This window comes from Methanosarcina mazei S-6, assembly GCF_000970205.1.
Classification (GTDB): Archaea; Halobacteriota; Methanosarcinia; order Methanosarcinales; family Methanosarcinaceae; genus Methanosarcina; species Methanosarcina mazei.
Genome location: NZ_CP009512.1, coordinates 1,346,992 through 1,369,956 on the forward strand (window position 1 = coordinate 1,346,992; position 22,965 = coordinate 1,369,956).

The following is a 22,965-nucleotide window of genomic DNA, read 5'->3' on the forward strand; positions in this document are numbered from 1 at the left end:
TTTTATTTTTATTATTTCTTCTCCTTTTATTATCTCTTTTATTATTATTCATATTGTTATTATTTTCCTTCTGTTTTTGACAGCATTACAAGGATAACAAAGTGTTCTGAATGAAAAACCCAGTACTGTAAAAAGCTTGAAAATATACTGAATAAATCCAGTCATGAATGAAAAATTCGTAAATTATACTGAAGAAAACCGCTGTAGAATATCTTAACAGGTTTTCGGAATAAAAAAGAAAAAAGAGTTACAGCCTTTAGAGGCCGTAGTTCTCTGGTTTGAAGACTTTGACTTCCTGTTTATATTTTGTAAGGCAGTCGCTCATGAACTTGTCAGCATCGTCAGTAAGAGCTTCAAAAGATGTCTTTGCGTTTGCAAGTGCAGTTGTTTCGAACCTTGAGAGTTCGAGCTTACCTTTTGCTCCTTCTTCGATGATTTTGATGGTTTCGAGAGCGGCATTCTTTGCACGGAGGTAGATGTCGTCTCCGTTCCTGACAATTGCCTCTCCTACCCTGTAGGCATGCGGATATGCGAGGACATAGCCCTGCGCGTCTCTGTACATATCGGAAGCCACGAGTATGTCTCTCAGTACTTTCTCGTTGCCCGACTGGAGAGCGACGTTCATCATGGAACAGTCATATGCAAGGGTCTCTGACCAGCACTGAACTGTGGTACCGCCGAATTCACCATGGTATTCGACAGATTCATTGGACCATAGGTCACAGCACTGCATAACGATGTTACCCATCAGGTCAGAGTGGGCACAGGTCGAGGTCTTACCTTCCTGAGCAATCGGAACTCCTGCAATTGCTTTGACAATTGTGTTTTCATAACCGCAGTCTTTTCCAGGGCCGGTTGCACCTGCTTCGTATGCCACGAGAGATCTCGCTGCTGATATGGTCCTGGCAATTATTGCGATTGTATGGGCAAGGTTCTTGTCAAGGAGACCGCCTGCAATGAACATTGCGGTGTTTGCCTGGGCACAGTCTGTGTCACCAGCGGAAATAGTTCCTGTCTTCTTTGCAATGTCAGAAATGTCTTTCCAGATCATTTCCATATCCATGCTGCCCAGAACGCCTATACCGAAAAGTATGCCGGCCATGTCGTTCCTGAGAATGGCATAGTCAAAGATTTCTTTTCCACCCATTGATTCTACAGAAAGCATGTCTGCGCCACTCTTTGCACACTGCTCAAAGGCTTCCAGGAAGGTGTTGTACTTGTCTCCCCCTCTGAGCTCGAGGAAGTCCCTGCTCTCACGAATATCACCAATGGTGTGACGGAGAGCACACTTTATGCCGTATTCATCATGGTAGTCTTCCATGATGGTCTTCTGTGCATGTGCAACGGCTGCACCCCATTCGGGATTGTTGGACATCTGCTGGACATGTTCGGTTTCCAGAACAACAGCTGGAGCACCGATCTGGACCATCCTTGCCATGATGTCGGTAGTGATCCTTTCATATTCTTTTATGAGCTTCTCTTTGGATGCACCTGCTTCAGGCCTGGGAGCGTAGTTTACTTCAGGAGTTGTGTAGCCGGCCCCGATCTCGAGCCCGAGCCCTGCTTTGACGGGCTTGACGGCTTTTCCAAAGATCATTTCATCTGCGCTTGCATAAGACATTTTAGTACATCTGTTTACTGCCATCTACTCCACCTCCTCAGTGTCTATGGAATTTCTCCCTTAGTTTCACAACGTTGTCCCCATTTGCCTTGATGAAATCGGCTATTTTAGCGGCATCGGCTGCTTCTTCACCATAAACCCCAAGCTCATACTGGGACACGAAATCCTGATTCACAGCACCTCCACCACATGCAAATGGGATCCTGTAGCCTTTCTCCATAAGCTTATCATTAACTTCCTTGAATGCATACATGGTCGTGGTCATCAGAGCAGTACCTGTTAGCATCATGGGATTTTCTTTTTCAACAGTTGCGATGACCTCATCTACAGGAACATCTCTTCCAAGGTCTACAACGTCATAGCCAGCTGCTCTCAGTAGTGCAGCCACAATATTCTTTCCGATATCATGGACGTCACCTTCTGCAACATGGCATACTACTTTTCCTTTTACTGTGGGTGCCTTTCCTGCCTTCTGCTTAACATGGTCGATACCTTCCAGCATAGCGTCAGCAGACATCATAACGTTTGGCAGGAAAATAATTCCTTCATCGTAAAGTCTGGTGACTACCCCCATACCAACCATCAATGCGTCATCTATTAGGGAGATTGGGTCCTTTCCAGAGCTAATGGCCTTTTCCAGTCCTTCTACAACGTCATCTTCTTCGCCTTCAAAAATGGCCTTTGCTATCGGATAAATTAATTCATCTTTTGGGTAAAGTTCTTCTGCAGCGTCTTCTGGTGTCATTTGCTTTTCCATTTTTACATTATAACGCACCAGAATCATACTGGGATCTATTTCTATCAAATATTTAACCTCCATTTAAGCTCTTGAGGAGCAATCCCTGGTTTAAGTAGGGGTAAAGGTCGGGCTAAAAAAGTTCCTGGTAAGACCTATAAAATACCGAGATACCCTCTAATTCCCCATTTTTTGATAAGGATACCTAAATATGATCTAATCAGGTATTAATTCCCAGAATCTTCCCAATTTCTTAAAGGGACTTACAACTCCCCTTAATTTAATTGTGATTCTATATATATAAAATTCACTGAGCAAGTCTAAGGTTCTAAGACTGAAAATAAGTAATTTCAGTCCTTAACGATACTGTTTTTTTCCAGCCTATAAGGCTGTATTTTTTTACAACAGGTACAGGACTTCATGTTTTTAGTGTGAAAATAGTGGTAATCATAGTCGAAGATGTTTGAAAAGATATTTGAAAAGATATTAGTTATGAAAAGAAATTATTAACGAATATCCAGAATACTTTATATTTCTTTATACACTGTCTCATCCTTCTTCTGATGCCTTTATTTTCAAAAGCAATTTTCATTTCCTTTTATACTGGCAGCTTTGTATAATCAAGCAAAAAGTATTTATACAAGAACTGCGTTTAGGAGATTCCCTGATCAGGAGAGATCAGGCGGCATGCGCTTATGGATTTGTTGGATTATCATTTTTTTCAATAAAATCTGTATGCAAGTGCATGGTAAGCAAAAAGCTTTATATACAAGAACTGTCTTGTATATTCCTCTTGTACAGTTAATGTGCAAGTCTCGCCTTCTTCCGATTTCACTAATCGGAAATGCGCTGTCTTTGCAGGTTCAGGCAAAATTCTTTGCATGGGACTGCTTTAAAAAGCTGCGAGGTGGGAAAAGCTTTATATACAAAAGCTGTCTTTTATGTATCCTTCACACAGCTCAAATGTGTGAAAGTCATAAGAAGCTTTATTTCAAAGAAATGTCTTGTATGGGTTCTTCACATCCATAATGTTGTGAACCTGACAATACAAAGCTTTATATACAAGAAACGTCTTGTATGTATCCCTCACACAGGTCAAATGTGTGGGTTGAAAATCAAATTCAATTTCATCTTTTAATGGAGTCAGGAGTTATTTCCTGACTGACGAGGATTTGTCGGTTCGGTTAATTCTGGGTGATATTTGTTATACTACATTTATCGCGACATGAACTAACTGAATTGATAGTTGTTAGTGCAAGTTTCTGCGACCAAGACCTTTAATTTTGAAGTGTGCGATACATTAACAATTCTGGTTGATCCTGCCAGAGGTTACTGCTATCGGTGTTCGCCTAAGCCATGCGAGTCATATGTAGCAATACATGGCGTACTGCTCAGTAACACGTGGATAACCTGCCCTTGGGACCGGCATAACCCCGGGAAACTGGGGATAATTCCGGATAACGCATATTTGCTGGAATGCTTTATGCGTCAAAAGGATTCGTCTGCCCAAGGATGGGTCTGCGGCCTATCAGGTAGTAGTGGGTGTAATGTACCTACTAGCCAGCGACGGGTACGGGTTGTGAGAGCAAGAGCCCGGAGATGGATTCTGAGACATGAATCCAGGCCCTACGGGGCGCAGCAGGCGCGAAAACTTTACAATGCGGGAAACCGTGATAAGGGGACACCGAGTGCCAGCATCATATGCTGGCTGTCCGGATGTGTAAAATACATCCGTTAGCAAGGGCCGGGCAAGACCGGTGCCAGCCGCCGCGGTAACACCGGCGGCCCGAGTGGTGATCGTGATTATTGGGTCTAAAGGGTCCGTAGCCGGTTTGGTCAGTCCTCCGGGAAATCTGATAGCTCAACTATTAGGCTTTCGGGGGATACTGCCAGACTTGGAACCGGGAGAGGTAAGAGGTACTACAGGGGTAGGAGTGAAATCTTGTAATCCCTGTGGGACCACCTGTGGCGAAGGCGTCTTACCAGAACGGGTTCGACGGTGAGGGACGAAAGCTGGGGGCACGAACCGGATTAGATACCCGGGTAGTCCCAGCCGTAAACGATGCTCGCTAGGTGTCAGGCATGGCGCGACCGTGTCTGGTGCCGCAGGGAAGCCGTGAAGCGAGCCACCTGGGAAGTACGGCCGCAAGGCTGAAACTTAAAGGAATTGGCGGGGGAGCACAACAACGGGTGGAGCCTGCGGTTTAATTGGACTCAACGCCGGACAACTCACCGGGGGCGACAGCAATATGTAGGCCAAGCTGAAGACTTTGCCTGAATCGCTGAGAGGAGGTGCATGGCCGTCGCCAGTTCGTACTGTGAAGCATCCTGTTAAGTCAGGCAACGAGCGAGACCCGTGCCCACTGTTACCAGCATGTCCTCCGGGACGATGGGTACTCTGTGGGGACCGCCGATGTTAAATCGGAGGAAGGTGCGGGCCACGGTAGGTCAGTATGCCCCGAATCTCCCGGGCTACACGCGGGCTACAATGGATGGGACAATGGGTCCCTCCCCTGAAAAGGGCTGGTAATCTCACAAACCCATTCGTAGTTCGGATCGAGGGCTGTAACTCGCCCTCGTGAAGCTGGAATCCGTAGTAATCGCGTTTCAATATAGCGCGGTGAATACGTCCCTGCTCCTTGCACACACCGCCCGTCAAACCACCCGAGTGAGGTATGGGTGAGGGCACGGACTTCGTGCCGTGTTCGAACCTGTGCTTTGCAAGGGGGGTTAAGTCGTAACAAGGTAGCCGTAGGGGAATCTGCGGCTGGATCACCTCCTAAGCATAAAACAATATCACCCAGATGCCGATAAACCGAACAAATCCTCAAACCTGAGATCCATTTGGATCTCTTGTCTCTCTCGGGCTTGTAGATCAGCTGGAAGATCGCTGCCTTTGCAAGGCAGAGGCCCTGGGTTCGAGTCCCAGCAAGTCCATTTTTGTGCACCCGGAAAGTAAATTTTCGGGGAAGGATGGATAGCCTGCGCGGAACCGCAGGCACATGAAGTCGTGTATAGGTGCTGTATATTGAACGCTAACTGGACCTGGTTAGGTATATAGGAATTATGCTATCAGGTGGATGGCTCGGCTCAAGAGCTGATGAAGGACGTGCCAAGCTGCGATAAGCCCGGGGTAGGTGCATGGATCCAATGAACCCGGGATCTCCGAATGGGACCTCTCCATAGTGATCAGTCATGATCGGGAACGCTCCGAATTGAAACATCTCAGTAGGAGCTGGAAAAGAAATCAAACGAGATGCCGTAAGTAACGGCGAGTGAAACCGGCACAGTTCAAACCGAATCCCTTCGGGGAAATGTGGTGTTGTAGGGCTGTTCAAAAGTCTCGCGGCAAAACCAAACTTGCCTGGAACGGCAGACCATAGAGTGTGACAGTCACGTAGGTGTAAGCCAGAAGACGGGAACATGTCCCTGAGTACCGTGCGTCGGATATCGTGCGGGAATCCGGGGGGCACCAACCTCCAAAACTAAATACTCCTTGAGACCGATAGCGAAATAGTAGGGTGACCGAACGCTGAAAAGTACCCCGAGAAGGGAGGTGCAAAGTGCCTGAAACCTGATAGTGATGGAACGATACGGCATGAAAGGATCTTTGATATGAAGGAACCACTCGCGAGAGTGTTGTACGAATATCACTGCCAGTGTCGTATCTTACGTTTTGAAGAACGGGCCAGGGAGTGTATCTTGATGGCAATGGCTAACCTTTTAATTGGGCAGCCGAAGCGAAAGCAACATGTGCGCAACCCTTACGGGTGAGGCACGACGTATACAAGTGCGTGGAGTCATCGGGGTACGACCCGAAGCCGGGTGATCTAGGCGTGGGCAGGTTGAAGCGTGGCGAAAGCTACGTGGAGGACCGCAAGCGGTATTGATCTGCAAATCATTCGTGTGACCTGCGTCTCGTAGTGAAATGCTAATCTAACCCGGCATCCGCTGGTTCCTTCCGAAACATGTCGCAGCATGACCTGACTGGAGATTGTCGGTGGAGTAGAGCACTGATTGGCGGTTCCGGGGGGGAAACCCCTCGCCCGCTTGTCAAACTCCAAACCCACTGTCATCAAAGATAGTCGGAGTCCGGACTGCTGGGGTAAGCTTGTAGTCCGTAAGGGAGACAACCCAGCCCGTGGTTAAGGTCCCCAAGTGTCGACTAAGTGTAAACACTAAAGGGCGTCCCAAGCCCAAGACAGCTGGAAGGTTAGCTTAGAAGCAGCTACCCTTCAAAGAGTGCGTAACAGCTCACCAGTCGAGGTTTGGGGCCCCGAAAATTGACGGGGCTCAAGTCGACCACCGATACCACGGAGTACCGTAAGGTAATCTCGTAGGAAGGCGTTGTGTTCGGGCTGAAGCAGGGCTGTGAAGTCCTGTGGACCGTTCACAAACGAAAATCCTGGTAATAGTAGCAGCATAGCAGGGTGAGAATCCCTGCCGCCGAAGGGGCCAGGTTTCCTCGGCAATGTTCGTCAGCCGAGGGTTAGTCGGTCCTAAGACGTACCGTAATTCGAGTACGCCAAAAGGGAAACAGGTTAATATTCCTGTACCATTTAGCACTGAGTCTGACGTCTCAGGGCAGGCCGAGCGGCGTCGTCGCGCCGTCTAAGCAGCGAAACCCGTGGAGAGCCGTAATGGCGAGAATCGGGCGAATCTGTAATGGCTCAAGTCGGCTGCACCCAGGGACCCGTGAAAAGGCAGCTAAATGTCCGTACCGAGAACTGACACAGGTGCCCCTAGCTGAAAAGGCTAAGGCGTGTCGGAGTACTTCAGTTAAGGGAATTCGGCAAATTAGCTCCGTAACTTCGGGATAAGGAGTGCCTGCTGTGAAGACAGCAGGTCGCAGTGACCAGGGGGCTCTAACTGTCTAATACCAACATAGGAGATTGCAAACCCGTAAGGGCTAGTACAATCTCTGAATCCTGCTCAGTGCAGGTACCTGAAACCCCGGTTCAACGGGAAGAAGGGCCTGTAAACAGCGGGGGTAACTATGACCCTCTTAAGGTAGCGTAGTACCTTGTCGCTTAATTGGCGACTTGCATGAATGGATCAATGAGAGCCCTACTGTCCCTAACTGGAATCCGGTGAAGCTTACATTCTAGTGCACAGTCTAGAGACCTCTAGGGGGAAGTGAAGACCCCGTGGAGCTTTACTGCAGCCTGTCGCTGGGTTGTGGTTCTGGATGTACAGAGTAGGTAGGAGGCGTCGAAGCGTGTGCGCCAGCATGCGTGGAGCCACAATTGGGACACTACCCTTCTGGGACTACGACCCTAACTCTGCGAAGAGGACCCCGATAGGTGGGCAGTTTGCCTGGGGCGGGACGCCCTTGAAAAGATATCAAGGGCGCGCAATGGTTGACTCAAGTGGGTCGGAAACTCACTGAAGAGTGCAAGAGCATAAGTCAGCCTGACGTTATTCAGCACAGCAGTGGATGACGAGACGAAAGTCGGTTCTAGCGAACTTTTGAGCCTCCTTGGTGGGGGCCAAAAATGACAGAAAAGTTACCCCGGGGATAATTGAGTCGTTGCCGGCAAGAGTACATATCGACCCGGCAGCTTGCTACCTCGATGTCGGTTCTTTCCATCCTGGCCGTGCAGCATCGGCCAAGGGTGAGGTTGTTCGCCTATTAAAGGAGATCGTGAGCTGGGTTTAGACCGTCGTGAGACAGGTCGGTTACTATCTACTAGAGGTGCACAAGGTCTGCGGGTAAGCTGCTTTTAGTACGAGAGGAACCAAGCAGCGGCGCCACTGGTGTACCGGTTGTCTGACAAGGCATCGCCGGGCAGCTACGCGCTAAGGAATAAGAGCTGAATGCATCTAAGCTCGAAATCTGACCTAAAAAGAGACCTTTTTAAGGATTCCGGTAGAAGACCGGTTTGATAGAAACGGGATGTAAGCACCAAGGCAACGAGGTGTTCAGTCCGCGTTCACTAACTATCCGTTCCTTTCCCTAATTCAGGTCCAGGCGAAATTCAGTATGCAGCACATCTATACATGACTCCATCTTTTCCATATCCTTTTTATAGGTTGAGTTTGGCGGCCATAGCGGCAGGGCAACTCCTGTACCCATCCCGAACACAGAAGATAAGCCTGCCCGCGTTCCTTACTGTACTGAAGTGTGCGAGCCTTCGGGAACTCTGGATCGCTGCCAAGCTCACCTTATAATACTTTAATACTCTTTTGAATTGATTTTTCTGATATTGTTTTTTCTGAACGTTTTTCTGATATGTTTTTAAGTTTTATTCAACTCTGTTTTTTCCAATCATTTTTATCTTATCTTTTATCTGTTTGAGCAAAGCTTAACTCATCTTAAATTAGTCTTCTTGAGCGAAGCGAAAAGGACGCGTACTGTTGCGATTACATCGCAACTCCCAGAAAATCTACGATTTCCTGCGATCCCGAGGCGCAATTCGGGTGTGCGAGCCTTCGGGAACTCTGGATCGCTGCCAAGCTCACCTTATAATACTTTAATTTTAAAACCGATTTTTGAAATTGATTTTTCTGGTATTGTTTTTTGAATGATTTTTCTGGTTTTTTGTTTTGATCTTATTCTTGTTTTAATCATTTACTGTCTTTCAGAACTTCGTTTATCAAATATTGTAATTGTTTACTACTTGCAGTCTCAAGCTTTTAAGCTATATTTGTCGATAAATCAAGATATATGCCTGAGACACATTCCTTAAACTTACATTCTTAATTCCGGTGCTGCGTTTTCAGATCTAAAGAGCGTGCACCTCACAGTATATTAAATAGGGCAGAAGTGGTGGGAAATTAGATTCATTTATATTGTATACGAAAACAGTTTTGTTTTATTCTCCTCTTAACTCAAGCCCTGCCTTAATCCCTTTTATAACTGCTTCTGTAATCTTTTTTCCAAACTCAGTACTTGAACCTGCATAAGGGATTTCCTGATTTGTCTTACTTTTCGGGCCCGAGTCTGAGCAGGTCTCATATGCAACAATAACTGCATCCGTATTGGTGCCCAGAAAATTGTATCCTTTTTCGAGAAGAGCAAGCCCTTTAGCTTCAGTAGCTGTGATGATTGCACCGAAGAGAGCTGTTTCTGATAGCCTTGCTTTTGAGACCAGAATTATGTTTATGGTCCCTGCCTTTGCCCTGAATTCCGAGCAGTTGCTTACGCCAGCTGTTATAAAAGCTGTCATATAATCGTCTTCAATGACCTGGAGGTATTCCATATTTACTGCTGTCAGAAGACCGAGACTGGCTGTTTCTATTCCGTCTTTTCGAGCTTCTTCTCTTATGAACTCCTCAGGACTTGGGGGATTAAAAGTCCTTGGCACCTGTTTATTAAAAATGTATTCTACCCGCGCACGGCCGCCGTTTAATCCGGTGCTTACGGCTTCAAAATCACCTTTTATAATGAGTGTCTGGTCTTTTATGTGATATTGCATGTAAGGGCTCCGTTTTTAAAGAGGATGTATATTTCATATAGGTGGCGAGTTGCGAGATAATATTGTGAGATAATATTTTCCAAACTCGTTACATAAGGTTACGAGATTTTATATTAAGTATTCCGGTCCTCTCGGATAAGTATAGCATTACATTCAGACTCTTTATGCAGTGTACGGTAATTCTTACTGATGTCAAAGTTTCTTTTCAATTTTTTTAGTTTTATAAATAATTATTATAATGAACTGATAAATGTCATCTTCGTTAAGTCAAAAACTCATAATTTGAAAAAACCGAAAAATCTTAAAAGTGAAGAGCTAATCTCAAAGGCAAGGAGCTAATCTCAAAGGCAAGGAGCTAATCTCAAAGGCAAGGAGCTAATCTTAAAAGCGAAGAGCTGAAAAACCAGGACATCTTTCTCAACTGTTAAAACAGACTATAGAATTAGAAAAGAAATATTAATTATATTTCTAATAAAATAATAAACGAAACTTAGATATATCAATTTATCATAATTATAGTGACCCTTCTATATAATGCAACATTTATATAATTGAAGTAATTATATTATTTTAATTATGAGTTTGGAAATGTTTACTACTTCTGATGTTGCCACGGCTATCTGTAGTTCCTGTGACAAGAATGAGAAGTTAAAACTTCAAGCGTTGCTGTTAGTTAAAAATGGTTTGAGTCCAGCTAAAGTTGCAGAAGATTTCTCAGTTCATCGTTCAACAGTTCATCGTTGGATGAAAAGAGCTGAAGAAGAAGGTTTGTCCAGCCTTAAATGTAGACCTGGTCGAGGAGTAAAGTCTTTTTTAACTGAAGAGCAACTTTCTGTGTTAAAGAAAGCATTATCAGAGCCAATACCAACAGATGATGGCTTTTCTCGTGGTTGGCAAACTAAGGATGCAATTCAATTTGTCAGAGAGAAATTTGGAATATCTTATTCCAAATCAAGAATGAGACAAATTATTAAAAATTTAGGATTTAGTAGAATTACATGTAGACCTCAATCAAAAAGACGAAATCAGGCATTAACAAACGAATTTATTGCTGAAATCAAAAAAAAGACTCTTAAATCCTGACTATTTATTTGTCACTCAGGATGAGAGTAGTTTTTATTTAGACTCAAACAGATCAAAATGTTGGGCAATAAAAGGCTCTAAGCCTATTAAATTTATAAGTGGTTCAAAAACAAAAATCAATATTGGAGGATTCTACACTGAAAACAGAGACTTTTATTGGTATGATTTAGGGATTAAAAAGAATACAGACTCTTTCTTAAAATCATTAATAAAGCTTAAAAAAGACATAGGAAGAAAAATATTTCTTCTACTGGACAGAGCAACATGGCATAAATCGAAAAAAGCAAGAGAATTCTTTCAAAATAACAAATATTGGTTGCAAATATTACTTTTCCCTCCAGCTACTCCAGATAGGAACCCAACAGAATATTGTTGGAAAACGACAAGAGAAGAGTTAACGTCAATAAAATCATTCAAGAATATTAAAGTATTAAAGGAAGAACTAGATGAGTTTTGGGAGAAGCATGTATTCACGCACAAGATGTCGCATTATTTAAAATGGTGACTATATATATGGTAATTGGCATGGATGAACTGGGGGCAGTTCTAAGAAGAATTGACCCGATCATTCTCAACCTTTTGATTCTTTTATTTTTTGTAACGCTGGGGCTGATTGTGGTTGAGTTGATTCTTAAATGTTTGGTAATTTGTAGCCCTTTTTGAAAATCTCGGCTTTTCTTTTATTTTCTTATTTTTCTCTCATTTTACTTTTTCCTTTGCTCTAAATCCCGGCTTCTTCCGATATATGAATACCTGCTGCATAGAATTCCTGATTGATTTGGAAAACCTAAAAAGCACTTTTATTTTAGTGGGATTGGAGTTTTAAGGGGTGTGAACATCTGTCTTTTCTCTGCTTTATCTATAAAATTACGCACGACCTTAAGGTACTCATCTGTTTTTTCAAGGTGGTGTTGATGCGATGCATCCTCAAAGATAACAATCTCAGAGACCGGAAGTATGATGATAGTATTCAGTTGTAAACGGGGTAGCCTCATCATAACGCCCGCAGGGGAAAAGGGCTGAAGGATATTTCTTTCAGGCGATCTTCTCGCTTGTAGCCTTTGAGCGTTCCTGTAATTGTAAACTTGCTTGGACCCACATTTGCTCATATACTTCATGCCTTAATTTTTCCATAGCTCTATTCATGCAGTCTGGACAAGGGTCAGGCGGCACATACGGTTACTTGGCACTATTCGTTCCTTCATGGATGGGTTACTGATACAGCTTGTATTAGCCAATATTTGTTTAAATTTATCTTATTATGTTAACTTATTATTTGTTAGCAATATAAAAAAGAAATTCAAATAATACAAATCAAGGAAATGGCATTATAATATAATATACTATAATATAATGTCTTAAAGTTATCAATACAACTGAATACAAATGATGTCTTGTTATATAACAGAAAGTAAAAGAGTATGGAAATCAAAAAACTATAATTTATTCGGTGATTGTTGAAGGTCAGATGTTTTATCGGCTAGGTAATGGAGATTTAAGGGGGAAATAAAAGTGAAAACGGGGCAATCTCCAGCAACAGACTCAAATCCTGTGCTCAGTGTGGCTGTGGCAAAGGATGGTGTCGTTTTTAACTCAAATGAGGCAGGTGAGTCCTTACTGCATGAGTGGGGAGTGAGAGTAGGAGATAAATTACCTCCACATATCGAAATTTTTGTTCAAAGGGCAATTTCCCGGGAAGCTATTGAAAAAATAGAAGTTAAAATAGGCAAGAGAGTGTACTTTGTTGTATTTCACCTCTTGGCCGAACAAGAATGCGTAAACATTTACGGATTTGATATAAGTGACAATAAAAATCTTGAGGAAGAACTTCTTGAAGGTGAAACTCAAGAAAAGGTGAACCTGGAACTTGCCGAGATTATTGACGCTAAAGCAATCCAGTCCCTTATGAATGATTTTTATAGGCTTTCTCATATCCCCATGGCCCTGCTTGATCTTAAGGGCAATATTCTGGTAAGTGTTGGATGGCAGGATATCTGCACAAAATTTCACAGGGTTAATCCTGAAACCTGCAAGTACTGCATAGAAAGTGACATAAATCTAACTGCTGACGTTGCTCCGGGAGAATATAAGCTGTACAGGTGCAAGAACAATATGTGGGACGTAGTGACTCCCATTATGGTAGAAGGGCAGCATATAGGGAATATCTTCTCAGGGCAGTTCCTTTTTGATAATGAGCCTCTTGACTACGATCTTTTTCGGTCCCAGGCTAGAAAATACGGCTTCAATGAGGAGGAATACATAAAGGCGCTTGAAAAGGTCCCGCGGTTGAGCAGGGAAGCTGTGGATACAAGCATGGCTTTCTTCATGACCTTTGCCAATATGATCTCACAACTGAGCTACAGCAATATCAAGCTGTCTCAATCACTGGAGGAACGTGATGCTGTGGTAGACGCGCTGAGAGAGAGCGAGAAACGTGAACGGGCTCGCTCGGATGAGCTGGCAGTAGTATTGGATGCCGTTCCTGTCTCCGTTTATATAGCACACGATCCCAAGGCTCTTCAGATAACCGGCAACCGCCTCTCCTATGAATGGGTGCATGCTCCTGAGGGTACAAACTTCTCCAAGTCCGCTCCTGAAGGAGAGAGACCCGAGATGTTTAAGTTATTCAAGGACGGGGTGGAGATGCAGCCTGAAGATATGCCATCACAGGTGGCAGCTGCAGGTAGAGAGGTAAACGATTTCGAGCTAAACATTGTATCTTCGGAAGGCAAGATACGACATGTTCTGGGCAATGCAAGACCGCTGTGTGACGAGCAGGGTAACCCACGTGGATCTATTTCTGCATTCATAGATATTACCGAACGCAAAAAGACAGAAGAAGCTCTAAGACTGTCAAATCTCTATAACCGCAGCCTGATTGAAGCCAGCCTGGACCCTCTTGTAACCATCGGGCCTGATGGCAAAATTACTGATGTAAATAATGCTGCAGAAAAGGTTACCGGATATTCCAGAAATGATTTAATCGGTACTGATTTTTCAGATTACTTTACTGAGCCCGAGAAAGCCCGTGCAGGCTATCAGCAGGTATTCATGGATGGTGAAGTTAGGGATTATTCTCTGGAGATTCAACATAAAGATGGGCAGATAACTCCTGTTCTGTACAATGCTTCAGTTTATACAGACGAGAATAGCGAGGTTATTGGTGTTTTTGCTGCTGCACGCGATATCACCGAACGTAAGAAGGCGCTGGAAACGCTTCGCTGTAGTGAGGATCAGTTTCGGGGACTAGTGTCTCAACCATTTAATTATTAGTCATCATTATAAACGTTGAATCCTTTTATACCTTCATGCTACAGATTCAACTTGCAGATAATGAGGTAAATTTCCTTCAGGATTTTGTGAGAAAAGGACGTAAAAGCGCAAGAGAACTAACTCGAGCCCGTATTCTCCTTCTATCAAACCAGCAAACAGAAATCACTGAAATCGTGAAAATATTAGGTATTTCCAGGAGTACCACCTTGAATATACGGAAAAGATACCTTGATGAAGGTATCCCCAATGCTCTTTTTGACAAATCAAGATCTGGTCAACCTATAAAATACACTGAAAAACATGTTGCAGAAGTAATCGCTTTAGCCTGCAGCAGTTCCCCTGATGGAAGCAAGAGATGGTCGCTATCCCTGCTTACTGAAGAACTTAGGAAAAAAGAAGGATTTGAAACTATAGGTAAAGAGAGTGTTCGGCTTATTTTGAAAAAAGCAAAACTAAACCTTGGTTAAGAAGGATGTGGTGTATTCAGACTATCGATACTGAATATAGAGACAGGATGTATGACATTCTTAGTCTGTATGAAGAGGATTATGATCCTAAAAAACCTCTTATCTGTCTTGACGAGAAGCCTAAGCAACTGCTCAGGGATAAAAGAATGAGCATTCCTATGAAGCTTGGAAGCTCAGAAAAATATGATTATGAGTATGTCAGGAACGGAACAGCAAACATATTCATGGCGGTAGAGTTCAAAGCAGGAAAAAGGGTAACTCAGGTAACCAAAAGAAGAACAATGAAGGATTTTGCACAATTCATGAAGATTCTTGTCACAGAAAAATATTCTGAAGCAGAAGTCATCAGACTGGTTACGGATAATCTCAATATCCATAAAGAGAAGTCATTCTACGAAGCATTCTCAGAAGAGGAAGCAAAGAAGATTCTGGACAAGATAGAGTTCCATTACACGCCAAAACATGCAAGCTGGCTCAATGCTGCTGAAATCGAGATCAATGTCATGGATATCGAATGTACAGGAAGAAGGATCGGGAACATCGAGACGCTTAAAAATGAAGTGGATTCATGGACAAAGAGAAGGAATGAACACAAAAGGAAAATTGAATGGAAGTTTACAAGGAAGAATGCAGATGAGAAAATGTCAAAGTATTATGTGAAATAATTAAATGGTCATGACACTAGTCCAGAATGTAAAATCTGGAGTTGCGCTTATTGATGAGACTGGCAGGTTCGCAGTGGTAAACCCATCATTTATGCAGATTTTTGGCCTGGATAGCGAGCTCGACATTCTAAATATTAATAGTCAGGAATGGAGCAGATGGGAAGTCTATGGAGAGGATGGTAAACTACTGCATGTCGATGACCATCCCGTTAGAAAGGCTGTGAGAACCGGTAAGCCCGTGAAAGACCAGCTCGTAGCCGTGCGGAATCCCGAGGAAAACGAACTCACCTGGATGCTGATAAGCGCCGAACCGGTCATGAAAGAAAATGGCCATATATACAGGATAATCTGCACTTACCATGACATTACCGAACGCAAACGGGCTGAAGAGGCGCTGCGGAAGAGTGAGGAGCGTTTTCGTGCTCTTGTAACGGCCAGTTCAGAAGTGGTATATCGTGTGAGTCCTGATTGGAGCGAGATGCGCCAGCTCTATGGTCGAGGTTTTCTTGCAGATACGGAAATCCCAAGCAGTTCATGGCTTCAGGAATATGTTCCTCCGGAAGATCAGCCTCGTGTGACAGCCGTCGTCAATGAAGCTATAAGTACAAAGAGCACTTACCAGCTGGAACATCGGGTCCGGCTAGCAGACGGCAGCCTTGGATGGATCTTCTCGCGTGCGGTTCCTATGCTGAATGCTAACGGCGAAATCGTTGAATGGTTTGGTGCCGCCAGCGATATCACCGAGCGCAAACGGGCCGAAGAGGCACTTCGTGAAAGTGAGGAGCGTCTGCGTCTCCTGGGCGACAACTTACCGAACAGTGCAGTTTATCAGTATATCCATGAGCCCGACGGCAGTGTCCGGTTTCTGTACTTCAGCACAGGCATCGAACGGCTCAACGGCATCAATGTCCAGGATGTGCTGCGTGACCCCAGCACACTGTACAGGCAAGTTCCGCCGGAATATTTAGAACGGGTCTTTGAAGCAGAGGCGCTTAGTGCGAGAGAGTTGTCGGATTTTGATATGGAAGTACCTATGCGGCTGCCAGATGGCCAGGAGAAGTGGATGCGACTTCACTCCCGTCCTCGCCGGCTTCACGACGGCCGAAAGATATGGGATGGCGTTCAAATAGATGTCACTAAGCAAAAGCAGGCAGAGGAAGATCTAAATAAAGTACATTATAATCTGGAAAAATTAGTTGAAGAACGTACATCAGAGCTTGAAAAGGCTTATATTTCATTGAAAGAGAGTGAAAAAGGCCTCGCTGAAGCTCAAAGAATGGCTCATATTGGAAACTGGGAATGGGACATTGTAACTGGTAAAGCATATTGGTCTGAGGAAATGTATCGTATCTTCAGATGCGACTCTAGAGAATCAGCACCGCCTTATAACGAATTTTTAAATTACGTACATCCGGAAGATCGAGACTATTTGGATAGCGTCCTTAAGAAAGCTGTAAAAGGAAGAATTCACAGTATTGAATATAGAATCGTCTTGGCTAATGGGGAAGAGCGTGCAGTCCATATGCAATCTGAGGTCATTTTTGATGGAAAAAACAACCCTATCCGGATCAAAGGAATAATTCAGGATATTACAGAGCGTAAAGAAACAGAAGAAGCCCTGAAAAATATTGAGACTGCCCGTAAAAAGGAAATCCACCATCGGATTAAGAATAATTTGCAGGTAATTTCCTCACTACTTGACCTTCAGGCTGATAAGTTCGATAATCCGACAGTTATTGAGGCTTTCAGAGAAAGCCAGAACCGGGTTATATCTATGGCTCTCATCCACGAAGAACTTTATAAAGGGGAAAATACCGATACTCTTAACTTTTCAACTTACATAAAAGAGTTAGCTGAAAATCTTTTCCAGACTTATAGCCTTAGTAGCAAAAACATCCATCTGAATATGGATCTGGAAGAAAATGCGTTATTTAATATGGATGTTGCTGTCCCGCTGGGAATAATTATCAATGAACTCGTTTCCAATTCCCTCAAACATGCATTTCCGGGCAGAGACAGTGGAGAAGTCCGAATCGAACTCCGCAGAGAAAAAAATGGAAAGCACAAAAAGGAATGTAATAAGGTCACCAGTTTTATTCTGGCTGTTTCAGACAATGGTATAGGCATTCCTGAAAATCTCAAAATTGAAGTTGCTGGTAGTCTTGGCATACAGCTGATAACCGCCCTTGTTCATCAGTTAGATGGGGAACTTGAACTTAATAGGAATAACGGAGCTGAATTTATTATTAAGTTTTCAGTAAGAGAAAAAAGTAATCAGGCGTCACATCCAGCAGTATAAAAGAATAAGTTAGGCATATTGCTGCCTAAGAGAGGGAGCCAGAGGGGAATATGGACACAAAAATGAAGCAATTTCCGACAAATATCTCTAATCCTGTGCTCAGTGTTGGAATGGATGGGACTGTTCTTTACTCAAATGAGGCTGGGGAGCCCTTGTTGCATGAGTGGGGCGTTAGAGTCGGAGAAAAATTGCCTTCAAGTATCGGATATATTGCGCAAAGGGTAATTTCTCGGAATAACCCGGAAAAAATCGAAGTTAAAGTGGGAAAAAGCGTATATCTGATTGTTTTTCACCCCTTATCCATGCAGGAGTGCGTAAACATTTCTGGATTCGATATAAGTGGTCAGAAAGAGTTTGAAGAAAAGCCTCTGGAGAGCAAAGAGAAATATCAGGATCTCTTCAATTTGATTGAACAGGCGGTACAGATTGGCGAGATCGTCTTTGATGAAAACGGTCGGTCAATTGATAATATAATTCTTGATGTTAATCTCGCGTATGAGAAGCATTCAGGTCTCAGGCGAGAACAGGTTATCGGTCGGGGTTTCAAAGAGATATTCCCCATCGTTGAGCAGAGATGGCTGGATCGCTACGGAGAGGTTGTTCGCACAGGTATGGGAATGCACTTCGAAGAATACAACGCTTCTCTTGACAGATGGTTCGAAGTATTTGCAAGCCCGATGGGAAGTAATCGTTTCATTGCGGTCTTTAGCGACATCACCAGGCACAAGCAGACAGAAGAGGATCTTCTCCGGTCGGAGCAACATTATCGACTTTTACATGAGACTATGCTTCAAGGTGTGGTCTACCAGGATGCAAGCGGTAAGATAATCTCCATGAATCCCGCAGCTGAGAGAATTCTTGGTAAAACTCCAGCTGAGTTCCTGGGTAGCTCTTCTGTGGGTGAAGAGTATCTTACTATCCGGGAGGACGGCTCTATGTTCCCGGGACTCGAGCATCCAGCTATGGTGTCCCTGCGAACAGGGCAGAAAGTGCAGGGCGTGGTGATGGGAGTTTACAATCCCCGGGAGAACTTCTATCGCTGGATCAACATTAATGCTGTGCCCATTTTCCGGACTGGAGAAGACAGGCCCTTCCAGGTATACACCCTGTTTGATGATATAACTGAACGCAAGCAGGAAGAACACAGGATACGCAGATACAATCGTATCCTTAAGGGAATCAACCGGATCTTCAGCAATGTAGTGCAGGCAAAAACAGAAGAAGAAGTGGGAAATGCATGTCTATCTGTAGCCCTGGAAGTGACCGGCAGCGAGTTTGGTTTCATTAATGAAATGGGTACCGACGGCCTTCTCCATGATGTTGCAAAAAGCGATCTGGGATGGGAACGGTGCTTCATGTACGACAAGACCGGACATCGCCGTCCTCCGAGCTTTTTTGCTGTCCATGGCCTGTACGGCAGTGTCATTATCAATGAGAAAGGCTTCTTTACCAGCGATCCGCCATCACATCCCGACAGTATCGGGATTCCATATGGTCATCCGCCGCTCACATCGTTTCTTGGCGTACCGCTTGTCCAGGACGGGAAAACGATTGGCTTGATCGCGGTTGCAAATCGTGAAGGGGGCTACAGCTCTGAGCAGCAGGAGGATCTCGAAGCTATCGCGCCGGCGGTGGTGCAGGCTCTGCAGAGGAAAAAGGCGGAAGAAGCTCTCAGGTTATCAAATATTTATAATCGTAGCCTTATCGAATCCAGTTTGGATCCTTTAGTAACCATTGGGCGTGATGGTAAAATTACGGATGTGAATTGTGCTACAGAACAGGTTACCGGATATTCCAGAAATGATTTGATTAAAACTGATTTTTCAGATTACTTTACTGAGCCTGAGAATGCTCGTGCAGGCTATAAGCAGGTATTTACAGATGGTGAAGTTCGGGATTATCCCCTTGAGATTCAGCATAAGGATGGACACATAACCCCTGTTTTGTACAATGCTTCAGTCTATAGAGACGAGAATGGAGAGGTTATTGGTGTTTTTGCGGCTGCCCGTGACATCACCGAGCGCAAAAAAGCAGAAGAAGCTCTAAAAAAAGCATATGACAATTTAGATAAACTGGTTAAAGAACGTACAGCGGAGCTTGAGAAAGCTTATACCTCCTTGAAAGAAAGTGAAAAAGGTCTTGCTGAAGCTCAAAAGATGGCTCACATTGGAAATTGGGATTTGGATCTTGTAACTGGTGAAGTATTCTGGTCTGATGAGTTATATCAGATTTTTGGACGTAATCCTCAAGAATCAGGCGCAACTTACCATGAACTTTTAAATTATATACATCCCGATGATCGAGATTTTGTGGATAGTGCTATCAAGAAAGGTTTAAACGAAAAGCCATCTGGCATTGATTACAGGGTTTTACTGGCTAACGGGGAAGAACGCAACGTCCATGCGGAGAGCGAAGTCATTTTTGATGAGAATGATGTTCCTGTTCGAGCGAAGGGAATAGTCCAGGATATTACTGAGCGTAAAAAATCAGAAGAGAAAATTCGAAACTTAGCGAATATCGTGGAATCATCAAGTGATGCTATTGGCACTATATCCCTTGAGGGCGTTATTACAAGCTGGAATAAAGGAGCAGAGCAGGTTTATGGTTATTCAGCGGAAGAAATTCTTGGAAAGACTGAGTCCATCCTGACTCTACCCCATTTAAGTGAAGAAACAAAAAAATTAACTGACAGGGTTATAAAGGGAGAAAGAATCAATAATTATGAGACTTCACGGTTAAGAAAAGACGGCACAATAATAAATGTTTCATTAACTCTTTCTCCGGTTTTTGACGCCTCTGGAAAGCTGACTGCTGTCTCAGTCATTGCCAGAGATATAACCGAAAGAAAAAGAGTAGAAGAAAAACTTCGGGAAATTGAGGAAAAGTACCGCAACATTGTAGAGACAGCAAACGAAGGTATACTCATAATAGACGATGAAGCCATAATCACTTACGCTAATAAGAAAATGGCGGATATGCTCGGATACACTCTGGAAGAAGGTCTTGGCAGACCGGTATGGGACTTTGCCGATGAAGAAAGTAAGACTATCCTCAAACAGAGTCTGGAAAAGAGACGGCAGGGTATCAATGGGAGTTACGAATTGAAATTAATATGTAAGGATGGCTCATCCTTATGGGCACTCATAAATGCTAAATCCATTTTTGATAAAGATGGCAAGTTTATGGGTACGGTGAGCATGCTCACTGATATTACCAAACGTAAAAAGGCTGAAGAAGCTCTGGAAAGGATGGATAAAGCCCGGATAAAAGAGATTCATCACAGAATCAAGAACAATTTGCAGATAATCTCTTCCCTGCTGGATCTCCAGGCTGAAAAGTTCGAGGACGAAAATGTTATAGAGTCTTTCAGGGAAGGCCAGAACAGGGTAATCTCAATGTCCCTCATCCATGAGGAACTCTATAAAGGAGAAGGGACCGATACACTGGACTTTTCTGCATACTTTAAAAAGTTAGCTGAAAACCTTTTCAAGACATACAACCTTAGCAGTAAAAATATCAGTCTGAGCATGGACCTGGAAGAAGACACTTTCTTTGATATGGATACTGCTGTCCCGTTAGGAATAATTGTTAATGAGTTAGTTTCAAATTCCCTCAAGCATGCATTTAACGAAGACGAAGAAGGGAAAATCCGAATCAAACTCTGCAGGGAAGAGAAGAATAGTGAGATGGGCATGTCTCTTTTTAGCCTGACAGTCTCGGACGACGGGAAAGGGCTTCCTGATGACATGGAATTAAAATGCGTCGAGTCACTTGGCCTTCAGTTAGTAAATATCCTTGTTGACCAGCTTGATGGAGAACTCCAACTTAAGCGGGAGCAGGGTACGGAATTTACCATCAAATTTAAAGTAATAGAAAAAGATAATCCGGCTCATGCAGGCTTAAAATCACAAAAAAACGGATAAAAAAGTTTGGTGCGAGGGATTATTCAAACACACTAATCCCTACAAACTGGACTCTGAATCCATTTATATGAATGGAATTCGTGTCTTTGTCCTTGTAGAATATGATATACTTAAGCAATGATCCCTAAAAAGAAATATAAAGCCCTTTTTTCAGTTCAGTTGTGGAAATCCTATAAAGGTTTGATGAAACCAACTATCTGGACTCATTGAGGATAGACATTTACAACGTGTGTTTGTTTTCCATGTTGCATATCTGGATTTTCGGTCCCGCTGTGACAGCATTCCCCTGAGGCTTTCAGGGGGTCTACGCGGATAGTGGTGTCGGAAAGATAGGAAAAATTCTCCAGAAGCTTTTTTTCCACTGCGCTGGCAATTTCGTGCCCCTCTTCAACGGAAAGTGAAGAGGAAACGGATGCCTTGATCTCTGCATGGAGCCTGTGCCCTATCCAGCGCACCCTGAGGTCTGTTACTTCACAGACACCTTCAACGCTTTCAGCAATATTTTTTACCCTGTCGATAATTTCAGGCTCAACGCCGTCAAGCAGGCGAGTAAATACGAGTTTACTGGAATCAAGAACTATTTTGAGAATGGTTATTGTTATCAGCATGCCTATAAGAGGGTCAAGGACCGGAAATCCTGACCACACACCGATTGCCCCTAACAGGACAGCAAGGCTGGTAAAGCCGTCCACCCTGGCATGATATCCATCTGCGACAAGGGCTGCACTCCCGATTTCTTTTCCAACTTTCATGCGGAATTCGGCAACAACTTCGTTTCCGATACAGCCTATGATTGCTGCAAGAGCTACAGCTTCCAAATGATCTACGGGCTGGGGATTTAAAAAGCGGGTTACGGACTCATAGCCTGCAACTGCTGCGCTGAAAAGGATCAGAAAAACAATGATTACACCTGCAAGATCTTCTACCCTGCCGTATCCGTAAGAAAAGCTTTTGCTCGGCTTCCTTTTTGCGAGGGAAAAAGCTATTGCAAGGGGGATTGCTGTTGATGCGTCTCCGAAGTTATGGATGGTATCGGCGAGCAGGGCAACACTTCCCGAGACATACACGATGAAAATCTGCAGGACGGCTGTGACCATAAGCCCTATGAAAGACCATTTGACAGCCCAGAGCCCTCTGCTGGTAGCAGTTATTGAAGGATCTACAGCTCCGTGAGTATGACTGTGCATGTGGGAGTGAGTTCTGGAATGAGTACAGGCGTGCTCATAACTCTTATGTGACTGTTCGGAACTTTCCTTCTTCCCGTGTGAATGATAATTGGAATGCTTTTCTGACATGATTACTCCAGATCAATAAGATTTTTTAAAACAATTTTTTTATCGGATACTCTATTGACTATTATATGCTCATCTGAAATTCATAGAAGAAGATTTAATTTTCAGTATCTGTTAAGCGTTTAAAAGAAGGTTTGTTGAAGCTAAAGCAATCTAATCTGTTTTTTTCTTTTGTTTTCGTTATATCC

Annotated in this window: 9 protein-coding genes, 1 tRNA gene, 3 rRNA genes and 1 pseudogene; 9 read left to right on the forward strand and 5 right to left on the reverse strand. The window is 43.7% G+C overall.

The window, feature by feature from the left end; all coding sequences use genetic code 11:
- Positions 1–256 precede the first annotated feature (256 nt).
- Positions 257–1,645 (reverse strand): methanol--corrinoid protein co-methyltransferase MtaB, encoded by a 1,389-nt coding sequence (gene mtaB, locus MSMAS_RS05955; protein WP_011032129.1) that lies wholly within the window; start codon positions 1,643–1,645, stop codon positions 257–259.
- 13 nt (positions 1,646–1,658) lie between these two features.
- Positions 1,659–2,441 (reverse strand): methanol--corrinoid protein MtaC, encoded by a 783-nt coding sequence (mtaC, locus tag MSMAS_RS05960; protein WP_011032128.1) that lies wholly within the window; start codon positions 2,439–2,441, stop codon positions 1,659–1,661.
- 1,222 nt (positions 2,442–3,663) lie between these two features.
- Here mtaC and MSMAS_RS05970 point away from each other — a divergent pair.
- From MSMAS_RS05970 to rrf, 4 genes are all read left to right on the forward strand, one after another.
- Positions 3,664–5,138: ribosomal RNA gene (locus MSMAS_RS05970) — 16S ribosomal RNA — on the forward strand.
- A gap of 83 nt (positions 5,139–5,221) precedes the next feature.
- A tRNA-Ala gene (locus tag MSMAS_RS05975) sits at positions 5,222–5,294 on the forward strand.
- A 115-nt stretch (positions 5,295–5,409) separates the two neighbouring features.
- Positions 5,410–8,316 (forward strand): 23S ribosomal RNA (locus MSMAS_RS05980).
- A 79-nt stretch (positions 8,317–8,395) separates the two neighbouring features.
- A 5S ribosomal RNA gene (gene rrf / locus MSMAS_RS05985) occupies positions 8,396–8,517 on the forward strand.
- The 16S, 23S and 5S rRNA genes sit together here with 1 tRNA gene alongside, the layout of an rRNA operon.
- A gap of 655 nt (positions 8,518–9,172) precedes the next feature.
- Here the strand turns inward: rrf and cbiZ are convergent.
- Complete coding sequence (cbiZ, locus tag MSMAS_RS05990; protein WP_011032127.1) at positions 9,173–9,775, reverse strand: adenosylcobinamide amidohydrolase; 603 nt, start codon at positions 9,773–9,775, stop codon at positions 9,173–9,175.
- Between the two features lie 576 nt (positions 9,776–10,351).
- Here cbiZ and MSMAS_RS18090 point away from each other — a divergent pair.
- Positions 10,352–11,363 (forward strand): IS630-like element ISMma17 family transposase gene (locus MSMAS_RS18090; protein ID WP_076611966.1). Its coding sequence is split into 2 segments (ribosomal slippage): positions 10,352–10,836 and positions 10,835–11,363, totalling 1,014 coding nucleotides; the frame shifts between segments, so codons are not numbered across the junction.
- A gap of 295 nt (positions 11,364–11,658) precedes the next feature.
- On the opposite strand, the gene MSMAS_RS18675 is transcribed toward MSMAS_RS18090, so the two are convergent.
- Positions 11,659–11,856, reverse strand: a complete 198-nt coding sequence (locus tag MSMAS_RS18675; RefSeq protein WP_155395342.1) for an alpha/beta hydrolase — start codon at positions 11,854–11,856, stop codon at positions 11,659–11,661.
- A 514-nt stretch (positions 11,857–12,370) separates the two neighbouring features.
- Here MSMAS_RS18675 and MSMAS_RS06010 point away from each other — a divergent pair.
- The 4 genes and pseudogenes from MSMAS_RS06010 to MSMAS_RS06030 all read left to right on the forward strand — a co-directional run bounded on the left by MSMAS_RS06010 (position 12,371) and on the right by MSMAS_RS06030 (position 21,485).
- On the forward strand, positions 12,371–14,131 hold the full coding sequence (locus MSMAS_RS06010) for a PocR ligand-binding domain-containing protein (RefSeq protein ID WP_011032126.1): 1,761 nt from the start codon (positions 12,371–12,373) through the stop codon (positions 14,129–14,131).
- A 35-nt stretch (positions 14,132–14,166) separates the two neighbouring features.
- Positions 14,167–15,263: pseudogene (locus MSMAS_RS18095) on the forward strand (IS630 family transposase).
- A 10-nt stretch (positions 15,264–15,273) separates the two neighbouring features.
- Positions 15,274–17,562, forward strand: coding sequence for a PAS domain-containing sensor histidine kinase (locus MSMAS_RS06025; RefSeq protein WP_011032123.1), 2,289 nt, complete (start codon positions 15,274–15,276; stop codon positions 17,560–17,562).
- Positions 17,563–17,612: 50 nt separating this feature from the next.
- Complete coding sequence (locus MSMAS_RS06030) at positions 17,613–21,485, forward strand: PAS domain S-box protein (protein WP_048046360.1); 3,873 nt, start codon at positions 17,613–17,615, stop codon at positions 21,483–21,485.
- A 203-nt stretch (positions 21,486–21,688) separates the two neighbouring features.
- Here the strand turns inward: MSMAS_RS06030 and MSMAS_RS06035 are convergent, their stop codons facing one another.
- Complete coding sequence (locus MSMAS_RS06035) at positions 21,689–22,780, reverse strand: cation diffusion facilitator family transporter (protein ID WP_048046361.1); 1,092 nt, start codon at positions 22,778–22,780, stop codon at positions 21,689–21,691.
- Positions 22,781–22,965 lie beyond the last annotated feature (185 nt).

Coding starts and splice junctions, on each gene's coding strand:
- mtaB (WP_011032129.1), bottom strand. CDS start 1,645: ATGGCAGTAAACAGATGTACTAAAATGTCTTATGCAAGCGCAGATGAA.
- mtaC (WP_011032128.1), bottom strand. CDS start 2,441: ATGGAGGTTAAATATTTGATAGAAATAGATCCCAGTATGATTCTGGTG.
- cbiZ (WP_011032127.1), bottom strand. CDS start 9,775: ATGCAATATCACATAAAAGACCAGACACTCATTATAAAAGGTGATTTT.
- MSMAS_RS18675 (WP_155395342.1), bottom strand. CDS start 11,856: ATGATGAGGCTACCCCGTTTACAACTGAATACTATCATCATACTTCCG.
- MSMAS_RS06025 (WP_011032123.1), top strand. CDS start 15,274: ATGACACTAGTCCAGAATGTAAAATCTGGAGTTGCGCTTATTGATGAG.
- MSMAS_RS06030 (WP_048046360.1), top strand. CDS start 17,613: ATGGACACAAAAATGAAGCAATTTCCGACAAATATCTCTAATCCTGTG.
- MSMAS_RS06035 (WP_048046361.1), bottom strand. CDS start 22,780: ATGTCAGAAAAGCATTCCAATTATCATTCACACGGGAAGAAGGAAAGT.